Genomic DNA, 14,266 nt, shown 5'->3' on the forward strand with positions numbered 1-14,266 from the left:
GGCACCCCCACGCCTAGCCTCGCTCGCCATCCCGAACGCGCTCTCCACACTCCGTCATCCCGGACGCGTTCTCCATACTCCGTCATCCCGGACGCGATAGCGAGCCGGGATCCAGCTGCTCGATGGCATGTTCTACCTCAGGCAGATATTCAATGTACGGTGGTTTACTGGATACCGGCTCGGGGGCCGGTATGACCGAAAAAGCAGCGATACGAACTCCTGCGCAACAACGCGCCCTGCTCACCACAAACTCTCTCATCATCCCAGACGCGCCTTCCCTCTGGCACCCCCAACACTCCTACCCTCGTCATCCCGGACGCGTTCTCCATACTCCGTCATCCCGGACGCGACAGCGAGCCGGGATCCAGCTGCTCGGTGGCATGTTCTACCTCAGGCAAATATTCAAAGTGCAGTGGTTTACTGGATACCGGCTCGGGGGCCGGTATGACTACAAAAGGAACACGATGATCAGAAGGTCTTACAAAGCTTTCGTCATCCAGAGTGTACCCTTCACACTTTGTCTTCCCGGACGCACCCTCCACCATGAAAGCCTTCGCACCTTTACCAAAGCCAGACTTTGTCACCCCAGACGCCCTCCCCACCTCGTCATCCCGGACGCGTTCTCCATACTCCGTCATCCCGGACGCGACAGCGAGCCGGGATCCAGCTGCTCGGTGTCATGTATTACCTCAGGCAGATACTCAAAGTGCGATGGTTTACTGGATACCGGCTCGGGGGCCGGTATGACTACAAAAGGAACACGATGAGCAGAAGGCCTTACAAAACGTTCGTCATCCAAGGTGCACCCTCCACACTTTGTCGTCCCGGATGCACCCTCCACCATGAAAGCCTTCGCACCTTTACCAAAGCCAGACTTTGTCACCCCAGACGCCCTCCCCACCTCGTCATCCCGGACGCGTTCTCCATACTCCGTCATCCCGGACGCGATAGCGAGCCGGGATCCACCTGCTCGACGCTCAGTTTTACTGATAGCCTATTTACACATCGGTAGCTTTTATCGTCGCTGGCTAAGCCACGCTGTTATTTTTAAAAAGCAGGACAAATAGATTAGGCTAGGTTTCACGCCCCCTTACAGCAAGAGGCCAAAAACCACATGAAATACATCTTCGAAGTGCACATTAAACCCGGTCACAGCGCCGAGGAGTATGCCGATGCCTGGGTACGGGCGAGTGAGCTGATCCAACAAGCGCCGGGGGCAAAAGGCACCGAGCTGCATCGTAAAATGGACGACCCCAATGTGTTAATTGCCATCGCTAGCTGGGAAAGCAAAGCTCAGCGAGATGCCATGGAGAGTCAGCCCAACGAAACGATAAAAGCCATTATCCAAAGTGCGGGGCCCTGCTGTGAAGTTCATCCAATTGGTGAATTTGACGAGCCGGAATGGGTCGTGATGCCACCCGGAATGAGCCAATCATCGTGAAACAAGCGGTGGGCATACATTACCCACCCTGCTTTCAAGAAACGCGTTCAAACAACAAATCCCACACTCCGTGGCCTAGCCTTTCACCACGTTTTTCAAACTTGGTCACTGGCCGATAATCAGGTCGTGGTGAAAACGCGCCATCCCCGGCTTGGTTGCTAAAACCCTCGGCACTGCCCATCACCTCCATCATATGTTCAGCGTAATTTTCCCAATCCGTTGCCAAATGCAGTACGCCGCCGATCTTGAGTTTTTGACGAAGCATTTGCACAAACGGGGACTGTATTAAGCGACGCTTATGATGGCGCTTTTTATGCCACGGATCAGGGAAGTAGATTTGCACCCGGCTTAAACTGGCATCGGCAATACAACGCTCTAAAACCTCAACAGCGTCATCGCAATAGGCGCGCAGATTTTCCAGTTCCGCCTCATCAATCAAATGCATCAACCGACCCACGCCGGGACTGTGCACCTCTACACCAATAAAATCCTGATCTGGAGCCGCAGCAGCCATGGTCGCCAATGAATCGCCCATGCCAAAGCCGATTTCCAGCGCAACAGGCGCCTCCCGACCAAACACCTGCGAAAAATCCTGCAAGCCATTTTCAAGCAACAAGCCTTTGCTCGGCCAATGTAGGTCGTAGGCCCGCTTCTGCCCTTCCGTCATCCGACCGGTACGAAGCACAAAACTGCGGATACGGCGCAGGGGTCGTTCTTGTAGTTGTTCAGTCATTAAAATGTCTTCCATGCCGCAACCGCAAGGCAGACCCAAGCCGCCATAAACAACACACCGCCGATGGGTGTTATCGCACCAAGAATACGAATATTGGTCAGCGCCAGCGCGTACAAGCTGCCACTAAACACCACAATCCCTAAGGCAAACAGCCAAACACAAGCCTTTAACGTAGGATGCTGCACTCCTTGCTGCTGCAACAACACCGCCACCCCCAATAATGCGAGCGTGTGAAAAAAGTGGTACTGCACCGCGGTCTGATAAACCGTCATCATCTCAGGGCTGAGCTTGGCCTTAAGACCGTGGGCACCAAAAGCCCCTAGCGCAACGGCCAAAAACCCAAAAATGGCGGTAAGAAAAAGGCTAATAGAGGCCATGATAATTCCAGTGTTTAAAGCAAAGGCCGCTATTGTAGACAAAATCGCTTAACCAACCAAAAGTCTTTCTGTAATCACGCATAGAGCAGAGCTGGTATGGAGGGGTAATCTCTGGATACCGGCTCGGAGCCTACGAGTCAGTAGCCAGTATGACGATACGATGGCTGTGAAGATAAATCCTCGTCATCCACGGTGCACTCCCCACACTTTTTCACCCCAGACGCGCCCTCCACACTCCGTCATCCCGAACGCGCCCTCCACACCCGTCATCCCGGACGCGATAGCGAGCCGGGATCCAGATACTCGGTGGAATGTATTACCTCAGGCAGATAGTCAACGTGCAGCGGTCTACTGGATACCGGCTCGGAGGCCGGTATGACGACAAAGGAGCACGATGAGCAGAAGGTCTTACAAAACGTTCGTCATCCCAGACGCCCCCTCTACACTTTGCCATTCTAGGTGCGCCCTCCACACCCGTCATCCCGGACGCGACAGCGAGCCGGGATCCAGTTTCTCGGTGGAATGTCTTACCTCAGGCAGATATTCAAAGTGCGGTGGCTTACTGGATACCGGCTCGGAGGCCGGTATGACTACAAAAAGAACACGATGAGCAGAAAGCCTTACAAAACTTTCTGCATCCCAGACACGCCTGCCTCTACACCCCCACGCCTAGCCTCGCTCGCCATCCCGAACACGCTCTCCACACTCCGTCATCCCGGACGCGACAGCGAGCCGGGATCCAGCTGCTCGGTGGCATGCCTTACCTCAGGCAGATATTCGAAGTGCGGTGGCTTACTGGATACCGGCTCAGGGGCCGGCATGACAAGAAACACATTTTCTCCAGACACAAAAAACCCCGCCGCAGCGGGGTCTATACTTTTCCTTCAGAAGTGCAACAGACGCTATGCTTCCATTGCCGCCCGAAGTTTTTTCATTGCCGCTTGCTCTAATTGGCGAATCCGCTCAGCAGATACACCATAGCGGTCAGCCAAGTCATGCAAGGTGGACTTGTTCTCGCCCAGCCAACGACATTGCAGAATATCCCGGCTCCGCTCATCCAGCTCACTCAAAGCATAGCTAAGCTGCTGATGGTTACTCGCTTCCCAGTCGCTGGATTCCAGCAGGTCAGCGGGGTCATTACTGCGATCCTCAAGATAATGGACGGGAGCAACCGGACCGGTTTCATCATCCGCATCGGCATCAAAACCAATATCAACCGAGCTGAGCCGACCTTCCATACGGCGGACTTCAGCCACATCCACACCCAAATCTTCTGCAACAGCTTGGACTTCGCTATTGTTCAACCATGCCAGCTGCTTCTTAGCGCCGCGTAGATTAAAGAACAACTTACGCTGAGCCTTGGTGGTAGCCACTTTTACGATGCGCCAGTTACGCAGCACATACTCGTGAATCTCGGCTTTAATCCAATGCACCGCAAAAGACACCAAACGCACGCCTTTTTCGGGATCAAAGCGTTTAACGGCCTTCATCAGGCCCACATTACCTTCTTGAACCAGATCAGCCTGAGGCAAGCCATAGCCGTTGTAGCTTTTGGCAATATGCACTACAAAACGCAGATGGGACATAACCAGCTGACGCGCGGACTCTAAGTTGCCTTGGTAAAACAACTCTTCGGCCAGTTCTTTTTCCCGCTCAGCGGTCAGAACCGGAATACTGCTTACAGATTGAATATATGCAGAGAGGTCACCACCTGGCACAAGCTGCTGTAGCGGCTGCAGTTGGGTGCTGCTCATTGCACATCCTCCTAAATTCGTGTTGTTACCCTTTTCAGGGCGGGCACTTATTAGAGTACCATTTGCCGCAAAGTTCAAGGGGCACGGGGTTTATGACAGGTAACAACGGATAAAAAAATAACGTATTTTGCCCTTCTGCAACGATCAGAGAATCAGAGCCGATTCAGACAGAGTATAAAACCCTTATCATCACGCCCTTCGTCATCCTAGGCGCGTCCTCCACCTCCACACTCTGTCATCCCGGACGCGCCTCCACACCCGTCATCCCGGACGCGACAGCGAGCCGGGATCCAGCTGCTCGATGGAATGTTTTACCTCAGGCAGATATTCAAAGTGCGGTGGTTTACTGGATACCGGCTCGGAGGCCGGTATGACAACAAAAGGCAGTAACGAAAAGGCTTACAAGGCTAAAACTTAACCTCTTAAGTTATTCCGATCGCGTCTTCTCTCGTACACTCGCCACCGGATACCATCTCCACTCCTTTCACTTCCCGCGACTAACCTCTTCGTCATCCCCGACGTACCTTCCACACTCCGTCATCCCGGACGCGACAGCGAGCCGGGATCCAGCTGCTCGGTGGCATGTTTTACCTCAGGCAGATAGTCAACGTGTGGTGGTTTACTGGATACCGGCTCGGAGGCCGGTATGACGACAAAGGAGCACGATGAGCAGTAGGTCTTGCAAAACTTTCGTCATTCTTGGCGCGCCCTTCAGACTTCGACCCTCTAAGTTCCCTCCACACTCCGTCATCCCGGACGCGACAGCGAGCCGGGATCCAGCTGCTCGGTGGCATGCCTTACCTCAGACAGATATTCAAAACGTGCGGTGGTTTACTGGATACCGGCTCGGAGGCCGGTATGACGACAAAGGAGCACGATGAACAGAAGGCCTTACAAAACGTTCGTCACCCAAGATGGACCCTTCACACTTCGATTCCCAAAGCTCCCTCCACACTCCGTCATCCCGGACACCACAGCGAGCCGGGATCCAGCTGCTCGGTGGAATGTTTTACTTCAGGCAGATATTCAAAGTGCGGTGGTTTACTGGATACCGGCTCAGAGGCCGGTATGACCGAAAAAGCAGTGATGCGAACTCCTGCGCAACAACGACGCCCTTCTCACCACGAACTCGCCCGTCATCCCGGACGCGACAGCGAGCCGGGATCCAGTTGCTCGGTGGCATGTTTTACCTCAGGCAGATAGTCAAAGTGCGGTGGTTTACTGGATACCGGCTCGAAGGCCGGTATGACGACAAAGGAACACGATGAGCAGAAGGTCTTACAAAACGTTCGTCACCCAAGATGCACCCTCCACACTTCGTCATCCCAGACCCTCCCTACACACTCTGTTATCCCGGACGTGCCCTCCACACCCATCATCCCGGACGCGGCAGCGAGCCGGGATCCAGCTGCTCGGTGGCATGTCTTACCTCAGGCAGATAGTCAAAGTACGGAGGTTTACTGGATACCGGCTCGGAGGCCGGTATGACGACAACGGAGCACAATGAGAGAAGGTCTTGCAAAACTTTCGTCATTCTTGGCGCGCCCTTCAGACTTCGACCCCCTAAGTTCCCTCCACACTTTGTCATCCCAGACGGCGCCCTCCACACCCGTCATCCCGGACGCGGCAGCGAGCCGGGATCCAGCTGCTCGGTGGAATGTCTTGCCTCAGGTAAATATTCAACGCGCGGTGGTTTACTGGATACCGGCTCGGAGCCTGCCCCGGCCTACGAGCCGGGGACCGGCATGACAAGAAACACATTTTCTCCAGACACAAAAAACCCCGCCGCAGCGGGGTTCTCTACTTTCCCTTCAGAAGGATAACAGACGCTTACGCTTCCATTGCCGCCCGAAGTTTTTTCATTGCCGCTTGCTCTAATTGGCGAATCCGCTCTGCAGACACACCATAGCGATCAGCCAAGTCATGCAAGGTGGATTTGTTCTCGCCCAGCCAACGACATTGCAGAATATCCCGGCTCCGCTCATCCAACTCACTCAAAGCATAGCTAAGCTGCTGATGGTTACTCGCTTCCCAATCGCTGGATTCCAGCAGGTCAGCGGGGTCATTACTGCGATCCTCAAGATAATGGACGGGAGCAACAGGACCGGTTTCATCATCCGCATCGGCATCAAAGCCAATATCAACCGAACTGAGCCGACCTTCCATACGGCGGACTTCAGCCACATCCACACCCAAGTCTTCGGCAACAGCTTGAACTTCGCTATTGTTCAACCATGCCAGCTGTTTCTTAGCGCCGCGTAGATTAAAGAACAACTTACGCTGAGCCTTGGTGGTAGCCACTTTTACGATGCGCCAGTTACGCAGCACATACTCGTGAATCTCGGCTTTAATCCAATGCACCGCAAAAGACACCAAACGCACGCCTTTTTCGGGATCGAAGCGTTTAACGGCCTTCATCAGGCCCACATTACCTTCTTGAACCAGATCAGCCTGAGGCAAGCCATAACCGTTATAGCTTTTGGCGATATGCACTACAAAACGCAGATGGGACATAACCAGCTGACGCGCGGACTCTAAGTTGCCTTGGTAAAACAACTCTTCGGCCAGTTCTTTTTCCCGCTCAGCGGTCAGAACCGGAATACTGCTTACAGATTGAATATATGCAGAGAGGTCACCACCTGGCACAAGCTGCTGTAGCGGCTGCAGTTGGGTGCTGCTCATTGCACATCCTCCTAAATTCGTGTTGTTACCCTTTTCAGGGCGGGCACTTATTAGAGTACCATTTGCCGCAAAGTTCAAGGGGCACGGGGTTTATGACAGGTAACAACGGATAAAAAAATAACGTATTTTGCCCTTCTGCAACGATCAGAGAATCAGAGCCGATTCAGACAGAGTATAAAACCCTTATCATCACGCCCTTCGTCATCCTAGGCGCGTCCTCCACACTCTGTCATCCCGGACGCGCCCCCACACCCGTCATCCCGGACGCGACAGCGAGCCGGGATCCAGCTGCTCGGTGGCATGTTTTACCTCAGGCAGATATTCAACGCGCGGTGGTTTACTGGATACCGGCTCGGAGGCCGGTATGACAACAAAAGGCAGTAACGAAAAGGCTTACAAGGCTAAAACTTAATCCCTTAAGTTATTCCGATCGCCTCTTCTCTCGTACACTCGCCACCGGATACCATCTCCACTCCTTTCACTTCCCGCGACTAGCCTCTTCGTCATCCCCGACGTACCCTCCACACTCCGTCATCCCGGACGCGATAGCGAGCCGGGATCCAGCTGCTCGGTAAAATGTATTACCTCAGGCAGATATTCAATGTGCGGTGGTGTACTGGATACCGGCTCGGAGGCCGGTATGACGACAAAGGGGCACGATGAACAGAAGGCCTTACATAACTTTCGTCATCCAAGGTGCACCCTCCACACTTCAATCCTCAAAGCTCCCTCCACACTTTGTCGTCCCAGACGCGTTCTCCACACTCCGTCATCCCGGACGCGACAGCGAGCCGGGATCCAGCTGCTCGATGGAATGTTTTACCTCAGGCAGATAGTCAATGTGCGGAGGTCTACTGGATACCGGCTCGGAGGCCGGTATGACCGAAAAAGCAGTGATGCGACCCTGCGCAACAACGACGTCCTTCTCACCACAAACTCGCCCGTCATCCCGGACGCGATATCGAGTCGGGATCCAGTTGCTCGATGGAATGTTTTACCTCAGGCAGATAGTCAATGTGCGGAGGCTTACTGGATACCGGCTCGGAGGCCGGTATGACGACAAAGGGGCACGATGAACAGAAGGCCTTACATAACTTTCGTCATCCAAGGTGCACCCTCCACACTTCAATCCTCAAAGCTCCCTCCACACTTTGTCGTCCCAGACGCGTTCTCCACACTCCGTCATCCCGGACGCGACAGCGAGCCGGGATCCAGCTGCTCGGTGGCACGTCTTACCTCAGGCAGATAATCAAAGTGCGGTGGTTTACTGGATACCGGCTCGGGGGCCGGTATGACGACAAAGGAGCACGAGGATCAGCGCGGCTCAATCAATTTCAGTTCCCGCCCCACTACCAGCCAGGCGCCGCCCAACCCCAGCAGTGCACCAAAGGCCCACATCAGGATCGAGTCGATAAACCCTAAACCCAGCAACGAGAATTGGCTGCCATATAACGCACTTAAATGGCTAACCGGGCCAGAGAGCCAAACCAGGCTGCCTTGCACTAATATCCACGCCAGTAATCCTCCGCCAAGCCCATACCACAAACCGGTATAAAGGAAGGGGCGCCTGACAAAGGCATTGGTGCCACCAACCAGCTTTACCACCAAGATCTCAGCCCGGCGGCTTTCAATGGCCAGTTTGATGGTGTTGCCGACAATCAATAACACCCCCATCCCCAGCATCGCGGCCAGGGCTAAGGTCATTCGACCCAGTAGTTCGGTGATGCTGTTCAGGCGCTGAATCCACTCCATATCCAGCTTGATCAAATCCACCTCGGACAGTTGCGAAAAGTCTTTCTCTAACGCCGCGACGGCCTCGGCAGAGCTATGATCAAATGTCGGGCTAATAATCAGCACCCCCGGCAAAGGGTTGGCATCCAGCTCATCCAACACCTCGCCAAAGCCAGAGCTTTGCCGAAATTCTTCCAACGCCTGCTCGGGCGACACATAATCCACCTTGGCAATGCCCGACTTTGCTGACAAGGTCTGGGCGAGCTCTTGGGCTTGCGGGCCTGATACCCCGGCTTTTAAAAACAACGACAGCCGTGCCGCCCCTTCCCAGCCACCACTTAGCGCTTCAACATTTTTCAAGCCAACATGTAGCCCCGCCGGCAACGCCAGTGCAATGGCAATCACCAGCCAAGTCATTAAGGTCGTAGCAGGACGGCCGGTCATGCGTTTAAGGCTATCTAAAGCTACTTGGCGATGATGACTGCGGTAACTGGCCAGCCGATCTCGCAACCCCTGCTTACGCATCCGCGCACCGGGAGCGTCTCGCCGAGCAGGCTTAGGCGCGGTTAACGCGCCAAGGCGACGTTTTTTAGTCATCTGCCACCCCCGCTGTTATCAGCTGCCCTTGCCGTAGGGTAATCAGCCGATAAGGCATACGGGCGATGAGCCCCAAATCATGACTGGCAATTAATACGGTGACACCTACCTGATTAAACTGCTCAAAAAGACGCATGATTTCAGCAGACAGCTGAGGATCCAGGTTACCCGTGGGCTCGTCGGCCAACAGCAACTCGGGCTTATTAACCACCGCCCGGGCGATCCCCACCCGTTGCTGCTCACCGCCCGACAGACTGATCGGGTTTTGGCGCTCTTTGTCCAGCAACCCAACTTTATCCAACGCGGCCCGCACTCGGCGGCCCACATCCCGGTGGGCATAACCGGCAATAATCAATGGCAAGGCGACGTTATCAAACACACTGCGATCAAACAGTAATTGATGGTTTTGAAATACCACCCCCACTTTACGACGCAGTTCAGGAATATGCCGAGCCGACATATTGGTGAGGTTACGCCCACCCACAATCACCTGACCTGACGATGGCCGCTCCATCATCATAATCAACTTCAACAAACTGCTTTTACCCGCGCCACTATGGCCGGTTAAAAAGCGCATGTCGCCACGGGGAATATGAAAGCTCAATTGTTTGAGCGCCTCAAATCCTCCAGGGTATCGCTTGCTGACCTGATCAAACTGAATCATGTGATTCGCCAATATCCTCGCTTGCTACACTTATTCAATACTGGATCCCGGATCGCTATCGCGTCCGGGATGACACTTGTGGTGATATTGCGTTGCTTCAGCATGTAGCTTTGAATCCAGTCTAGGACGACAAATATTATGCTAACACTCGCAACACCATTTTCTGTCACACAAGCGAACGTCATGTTTTTCGTCACCCAGCATCGCTTTGTCATCAACCCGGCTTCACCTTCTTAGTTAGCCCAGCCTCGTTTTCTTCATCACCCCGGCCTCATTTTCTTCGTCATCCCGGCCCCCGAGCCGGGATCCAGCAGACCTCGCAACCATCCACATCCACTGTGCCACAAGCCAACACCGCAGCAGGATCCCGGATCGCTGTCGCGTCCGGGATGACACTTGTGGCGATTACCTCACTCAGGCCGCTCTTCCCGCCTCTATGCTCTTCGTCACCCAGCATCGCTTTGTCATCAACCCGGCTTCACGTTCTTAGTTAGCCCAGCCTCATTTTCTTCGTCATCCCGGCCTTGTTTTCTTCGTCATCCCGGTCCCGTTTTCTTCGTCATCCCGGCCCCCGAGCCGGGATCCAGCAGACCTCGCAGCCATCCGCATCCACTGTGCCACAAGCCAACACCGCAGCTGGATCCCGGATCGCTGTCGCGTCCGGGATGACGCTTGTGGCGATATGGCGTTGATTCAGTACTTAGCTCTGAACCTGGTCCAGGATGGCGCACTTAAACAATCCAGATTTTTCCGATTTGGCTAACGCTGTTCTCCGCCGACCAAACAACGCACCACTAAACCCATCGGCCTCAGCGCGACCTCCTACACCGCTCCCTGTAGGAGCGGGCGCCGACCGCGACAGCCTACCTCAGCACCACCAAAACCCATCGGTCTCAGCGCGACCTCCTACACCGCTCCCTGTAGGAGCGGGCGCCAACCGCGACAGCCTACCTCAGCACCACCGAAACCCATCGGCCTCAGTGCGACCTCCTACACCGTTCCCTGTAGGAGCGGGCGCGCCGACCGCGACAGCTTACCTCTGCACCACCAAAACCCATCGGCCTCAGCGCGGCCTTCTACACCGCTCCCTGTAGGAGCGGGCGCCGACCGCGACAATAAACCGTCTAATCCTGCGGTGGAGCAGTTCTCCGCCAACCAAATAAAGCACCGACAAACTCTTCCGCCCGAAAAGGCCGCAAATCGAGAATCCCTTCACCCACACCGATAAAACGGATGGGCATTTCCAACTGTTTAGAAATCGCAAAAACAATACCGCCTTTGGCAGTGCCGTCCAATTTCGTCAACACCAACCCAGTCACGCCAACGGCTTCCTGAAAATGTTTAGCCTGAGACAAGGCGTTTTGCCCGGTGCCCGCATCCAACACCAACATCACTTCATGGGGAGCTTCAGGATCAATCTTCTTCAAGACCCGAACCACCTTTTTAAGCTCTTCCATCAAGTTGTCTTTGTTGTGCAGACGGCCCGCGGTGTCGGCAATCAAAATATCCACACCTCGCGACGTGGCAGCTTGCAGGGCGTCATACAACACTGAAGCACTATCCGCGCCGGTATGCTGGGCGATCACCGGTACATCATTACGCTCGCCCCAAACCTGCAATTGCTCAACCGCGGCAGCCCGAAAGGTATCCCCCGCCGCCAACATGACCGAACGCCCGCCCGCCTGAAACTGCTTGGCCAGCTTGCCGATCGTCGTGGTTTTACCCACCCCATTCACGCCCACCATTAAAATAACGTAGGGCTTATCACTATGGGGAATCACCAGCTCCTGCTCTGCAGGCTCCAGCAACGCGCTCAATTCTTTTTGCAGGGCAATATACAGCGCTTCAGGGTCAGCCAACTCTTGGCGAGACACCTGACGGGTCAAGTTGCCAATAATCTCCTGGGTCGCATCCACGCCCACATCGGCCATTAATAAATGGGTTTCAATTTCTTCCAGTAACTCGTCGTCGATCTCTTTGCGGCCAAGAAACAAATTGGCCATGCCCTCGCCAAGCTGGGCACCGGTTTTACTAAGCCCATCGCGAAAGCGCACCAACAAAGAAGCCTGCTCTTCTGGCGATAACTCCAAGTGTTGCCAGGGAGCAATTTCTTCATCATTAATAAAGCCTTCAGCGGCGGCCAGGTCTTCCTCTGAGCCCACAAAGCTTTCTTTTAGACGCGCAAATAAGCCCTTTTTCTTTTCTGGGCCTTGAGATAAATCGGTATCCTGATCAGTCATGCAGAGTTAAACATCCTGGGTAACGGGCTTGGCCAACAATGGCAAGCCAAACAACAATGATGCCACCAAATCAGTCCAATAAATGCTCGCAAGGCAAGCGTACAAAGGACAAGAACTGGTAGGAGACCTCCCACACCGAGGGCGGCTGGGGGTTTACAGCAAAAGTAAAAACCGTATGCTACCACTTCTCTCTTTAGCAGGCACTGGAATCACCATGGCCGCCAGGCACAAGCCCCGTAAACCCTCCCAAACTCAAGGTCAGCTGCGCATTATTGGCGGGCAGTGGCGGGGGAGAAAGCTGCAATTCACCGAAGCAGAAGGCCTTCGCCCCACTGGTGATCGCATTCGTGAAACCCTCTTCAACTGGCTGGCACCCTCTATACAAGGTGCCCACTGCCTGGATTTATTTGCCGGTTCCGGCGCATTGGGGCTAGAAGCCCTCTCCCGCGGCGCGGCCAGTTGCGAGCTCGTTGAGCTTAACCGCAACAGCGCCCAACACATTGCCCACCACCTGCAGACCCTTAACGCCAGCAATGGCAGCGTGCATGTACGCTCGGCGGAAGCGCATTTGCAGCAAAGCCATTCTCACTACGACATCATCTTTCTCGATCCGCCGTTCAAACAAGACCTGATAACCCAGATCCTGCCATTACTTGCAAAGTGCTTAAAAAACGGCAGCCTGATTTATTTAGAAACCGCCAAAGATGAAGTCATACCCGCACTGCCCAAAGAATGGCAGCCGCTAAAGCAAAAACAGGGAGGACAGGTGGGCTATCAATTGTTCGAGGTTATTGCAGAGTCATAACCCCCAGCTCGACAAGCGAACTGGGGGCCGCGCAAACTTATACTTCCAGAGTTTGCCAATCCACTTTCAATTCTTTAGCCCATGTCTTAATGGTTTTATCCACCTGCGGGGCTTTCGATTTGGTGATTTCGCCGGTTTTAGGGTGCTTAAATTGACGAACCGGCCGCGGGCTTTGCTTTTTGCGTGCCTTAGGCTTAGCCGCACTTTTAACAGCCCCTTTCGTCGCTGCTTTTTTAGGACGACCTTTTTTAGCCGGTGCCACCGCACTCTCCGTTAAAATAGCCAACAGCTCGTCTGTGCTTTGACCATGTTTTTTCATTAACGCCTGCAACTCAGAAATAAACTTAAACTTTAAGTCGAGCGCTTTATGCTCTGCTTCCAATTGTTTTTGAAGCTGTTCAATATTCATCGTTATGGATAACCTTTTTAATTAAAAACCGAAGTCATAAAGACCATTATCAATTGTAAAAGTGCTTATTTATTGAAAATAATTAAAACAGCGCAATCCTTGCGGCTTTATAATTCGGCCGGATTTTACCGAATAATTTTATTAATCACAATTTCAGCTTATTAACTCATTATGCCGAGCTACTAATTATTTAAACGGATTTTTATTTTTTATCAGACAGACCATATCCGCTTCATAAATATTTTTTACTTCAACACTTCATTATTCAGAATAGCCCAGCACTACAATACTTCGCTGTGGTCATACCGGCCTATCTCTTTATACTGGCACCTTTCTTTGCTTTACACCGTCATACCGGCCTCCGAGCCGGTATCCAGTAAACCACCCAGCGTAATATAAACACCGAGGGTAATTTAACTTCCGAGCGACTGGATCCCGGATCGCTATCGCGTCCGGGATGACTAGATACGGCGATAATTCTTTGTCATCATACCGCCCTATCTTTATACCAGCACCTTTCTTTGCTTTCACCGTCATACCGGACTCTCTCTTTATACCGGCACCTTTCTCTGCTTTACATCGTCATACCGGCCTCCGAGCCGGTATCCAGTAAACCACTCAACGTAATATAAACACCGAGGATAATTTAACCCGAGCAGCTGGATCCCGGATCGCTATCGCGTCCGGGATGACTAGATACGGCGATAATTCTTTGTCGTCATACCGCCCTATCTTTATGCCAGCACCTTTCTTTTCTTTACATCGTCATACCGGCCTCCGAGCCGGTATCCAGCAAACCACCCAACGTAATATAAACACCGAGGGTAATTTAA

The 14,266-nt window shown here is 53.4% G+C and carries 11 protein-coding genes; 2 read left to right on the forward strand and 9 right to left on the reverse strand.

Annotated elements, in window-relative coordinates; genetic code table 11:
- Positions 1-335: 335 nt before the first annotated feature.
- Entirely contained in the window at positions 336-638 is a 303-nt protein-coding gene (locus tag IMCC21906_RS00600) for a hypothetical protein (protein WP_047010535.1), read from the reverse strand.
- Between the two features lie 476 nt (positions 639-1,114).
- Between IMCC21906_RS00600 and IMCC21906_RS00610 the strand changes: the two genes are divergently transcribed.
- Positions 1,115-1,441 carry an antibiotic biosynthesis monooxygenase gene (locus tag IMCC21906_RS00610; RefSeq protein WP_047010537.1) on the forward strand — a complete coding sequence of 109 codons (327 nt, stop codon included), beginning with the start codon at positions 1,115-1,117 and terminating at the stop codon, positions 1,439-1,441.
- Between the two features lie 34 nt (positions 1,442-1,475).
- On the opposite strand, the gene trmB is transcribed toward IMCC21906_RS00610, so the two are convergent.
- The 7 genes from trmB to ftsY all read right to left on the reverse strand — a co-directional run bounded on the left by trmB (position 1,476) and on the right by ftsY (position 12,219).
- Positions 1,476-2,174 carry a tRNA (guanosine(46)-N7)-methyltransferase TrmB gene (gene trmB / locus IMCC21906_RS00615; RefSeq protein ID WP_082117516.1) on the reverse strand — a complete coding sequence of 233 codons (699 nt, stop codon included), beginning with the start codon at positions 2,172-2,174 and terminating at the stop codon, positions 1,476-1,478.
- Positions 2,174-2,551 (reverse strand): DUF423 domain-containing protein, encoded by a 378-nt coding sequence (locus tag IMCC21906_RS00620; RefSeq protein WP_047010539.1) that lies wholly within the window; start codon positions 2,549-2,551, stop codon positions 2,174-2,176. Before IMCC21906_RS00620 ends, trmB begins: the two co-directional genes overlap by 1 nt.
- A gap of 902 nt (positions 2,552-3,453) precedes the next feature.
- On the reverse strand, positions 3,454-4,305 hold the full coding sequence (rpoH, locus tag IMCC21906_RS00625) for an RNA polymerase sigma factor RpoH (RefSeq protein ID WP_047010540.1): 852 nt from the start codon (positions 4,303-4,305) through the stop codon (positions 3,454-3,456).
- Positions 4,306-6,135: 1,830 nt separating this feature from the next.
- Positions 6,136-6,987: an RNA polymerase sigma factor RpoH gene (gene rpoH / locus IMCC21906_RS00630; protein WP_047010540.1), complete on the reverse strand. Its 852-nt coding sequence runs from the start codon at positions 6,985-6,987 to the stop codon at positions 6,136-6,138.
- A 1,314-nt stretch (positions 6,988-8,301) separates the two neighbouring features.
- On the reverse strand, positions 8,302-9,315 hold the full coding sequence (gene ftsX / locus IMCC21906_RS00635) for a permease-like cell division protein FtsX (RefSeq protein ID WP_197085926.1): 1,014 nt from the start codon (positions 9,313-9,315) through the stop codon (positions 8,302-8,304).
- Positions 9,308-9,979: a cell division ATP-binding protein FtsE gene (ftsE, locus tag IMCC21906_RS00640; protein ID WP_047010541.1), complete on the reverse strand. Its 672-nt coding sequence runs from the start codon at positions 9,977-9,979 to the stop codon at positions 9,308-9,310. Before ftsE ends, ftsX begins: the two co-directional genes overlap by 8 nt.
- Before the next feature lie 1,124 nt (positions 9,980-11,103).
- The gene (ftsY, locus tag IMCC21906_RS00650) at positions 11,104-12,219 is read right to left on the reverse strand and encodes a signal recognition particle-docking protein FtsY (RefSeq protein WP_047010543.1); all 1,116 of its coding nucleotides are present in this window, start codon (positions 12,217-12,219) and stop codon (positions 11,104-11,106) included.
- A gap of 214 nt (positions 12,220-12,433) precedes the next feature.
- Between ftsY and rsmD the strand changes: the two genes are divergently transcribed.
- Positions 12,434-13,024: a 16S rRNA (guanine(966)-N(2))-methyltransferase RsmD gene (rsmD, locus tag IMCC21906_RS00655; protein ID WP_047010544.1), complete on the forward strand. Its 591-nt coding sequence runs from the start codon at positions 12,434-12,436 to the stop codon at positions 13,022-13,024.
- Positions 13,025-13,061: 37 nt separating this feature from the next.
- On the opposite strand, the gene IMCC21906_RS00660 is transcribed toward rsmD, so the two are convergent.
- A complete protein-coding gene (locus tag IMCC21906_RS00660; protein ID WP_047010545.1) occupies positions 13,062-13,433 on the reverse strand; it encodes a hypothetical protein in 372 nt (123 codons plus the stop codon).
- Positions 13,434-14,266 lie beyond the last annotated feature (833 nt).

The organism is Spongiibacter sp. IMCC21906, from assembly GCF_001010805.1.
GTDB lineage: Bacteria > Pseudomonadota > Gammaproteobacteria > Pseudomonadales > Spongiibacteraceae > Spongiibacter.

Bases quoted from the DNA above. Each gene is read 5' to 3' on its own strand.
- rpoH (WP_047010540.1), bottom strand. From the start codon at position 4,305: ATGAGCAGCACCCAACTGCAGCCGCTACAGCAGCTTGTGCCAGGTGGT.
- rsmD (WP_047010544.1), top strand. From the start codon at position 12,434: ATGGCCGCCAGGCACAAGCCCCGTAAACCCTCCCAAACTCAAGGTCAG.
- IMCC21906_RS00620 (WP_047010539.1), bottom strand. From the start codon at position 2,551: ATGGCCTCTATTAGCCTTTTTCTTACCGCCATTTTTGGGTTTTTGGCC.
- IMCC21906_RS00660 (WP_047010545.1), bottom strand. From the start codon at position 13,433: ATGAATATTGAACAGCTTCAAAAACAATTGGAAGCAGAGCATAAAGCG.
- IMCC21906_RS00610 (WP_047010537.1), top strand. From the start codon at position 1,115: ATGAAATACATCTTCGAAGTGCACATTAAACCCGGTCACAGCGCCGAG.
- IMCC21906_RS00600 (WP_047010535.1), bottom strand. From the start codon at position 638: ATGACGGAGTATGGAGAACGCGTCCGGGATGACGAGGTGGGGAGGGCG.
- ftsE (WP_047010541.1), bottom strand. From the start codon at position 9,979: ATGATTCAGTTTGATCAGGTCAGCAAGCGATACCCTGGAGGATTTGAG.
- ftsX (WP_197085926.1), bottom strand. From the start codon at position 9,315: ATGACTAAAAAACGTCGCCTTGGCGCGTTAACCGCGCCTAAGCCTGCT.
- rpoH (WP_047010540.1), bottom strand. From the start codon at position 6,987: ATGAGCAGCACCCAACTGCAGCCGCTACAGCAGCTTGTGCCAGGTGGT.
- trmB (WP_082117516.1), bottom strand. From the start codon at position 2,174: ATGACTGAACAACTACAAGAACGACCCCTGCGCCGTATCCGCAGTTTT.
- ftsY (WP_047010543.1), bottom strand. From the start codon at position 12,219: ATGACTGATCAGGATACCGATTTATCTCAAGGCCCAGAAAAGAAAAAG.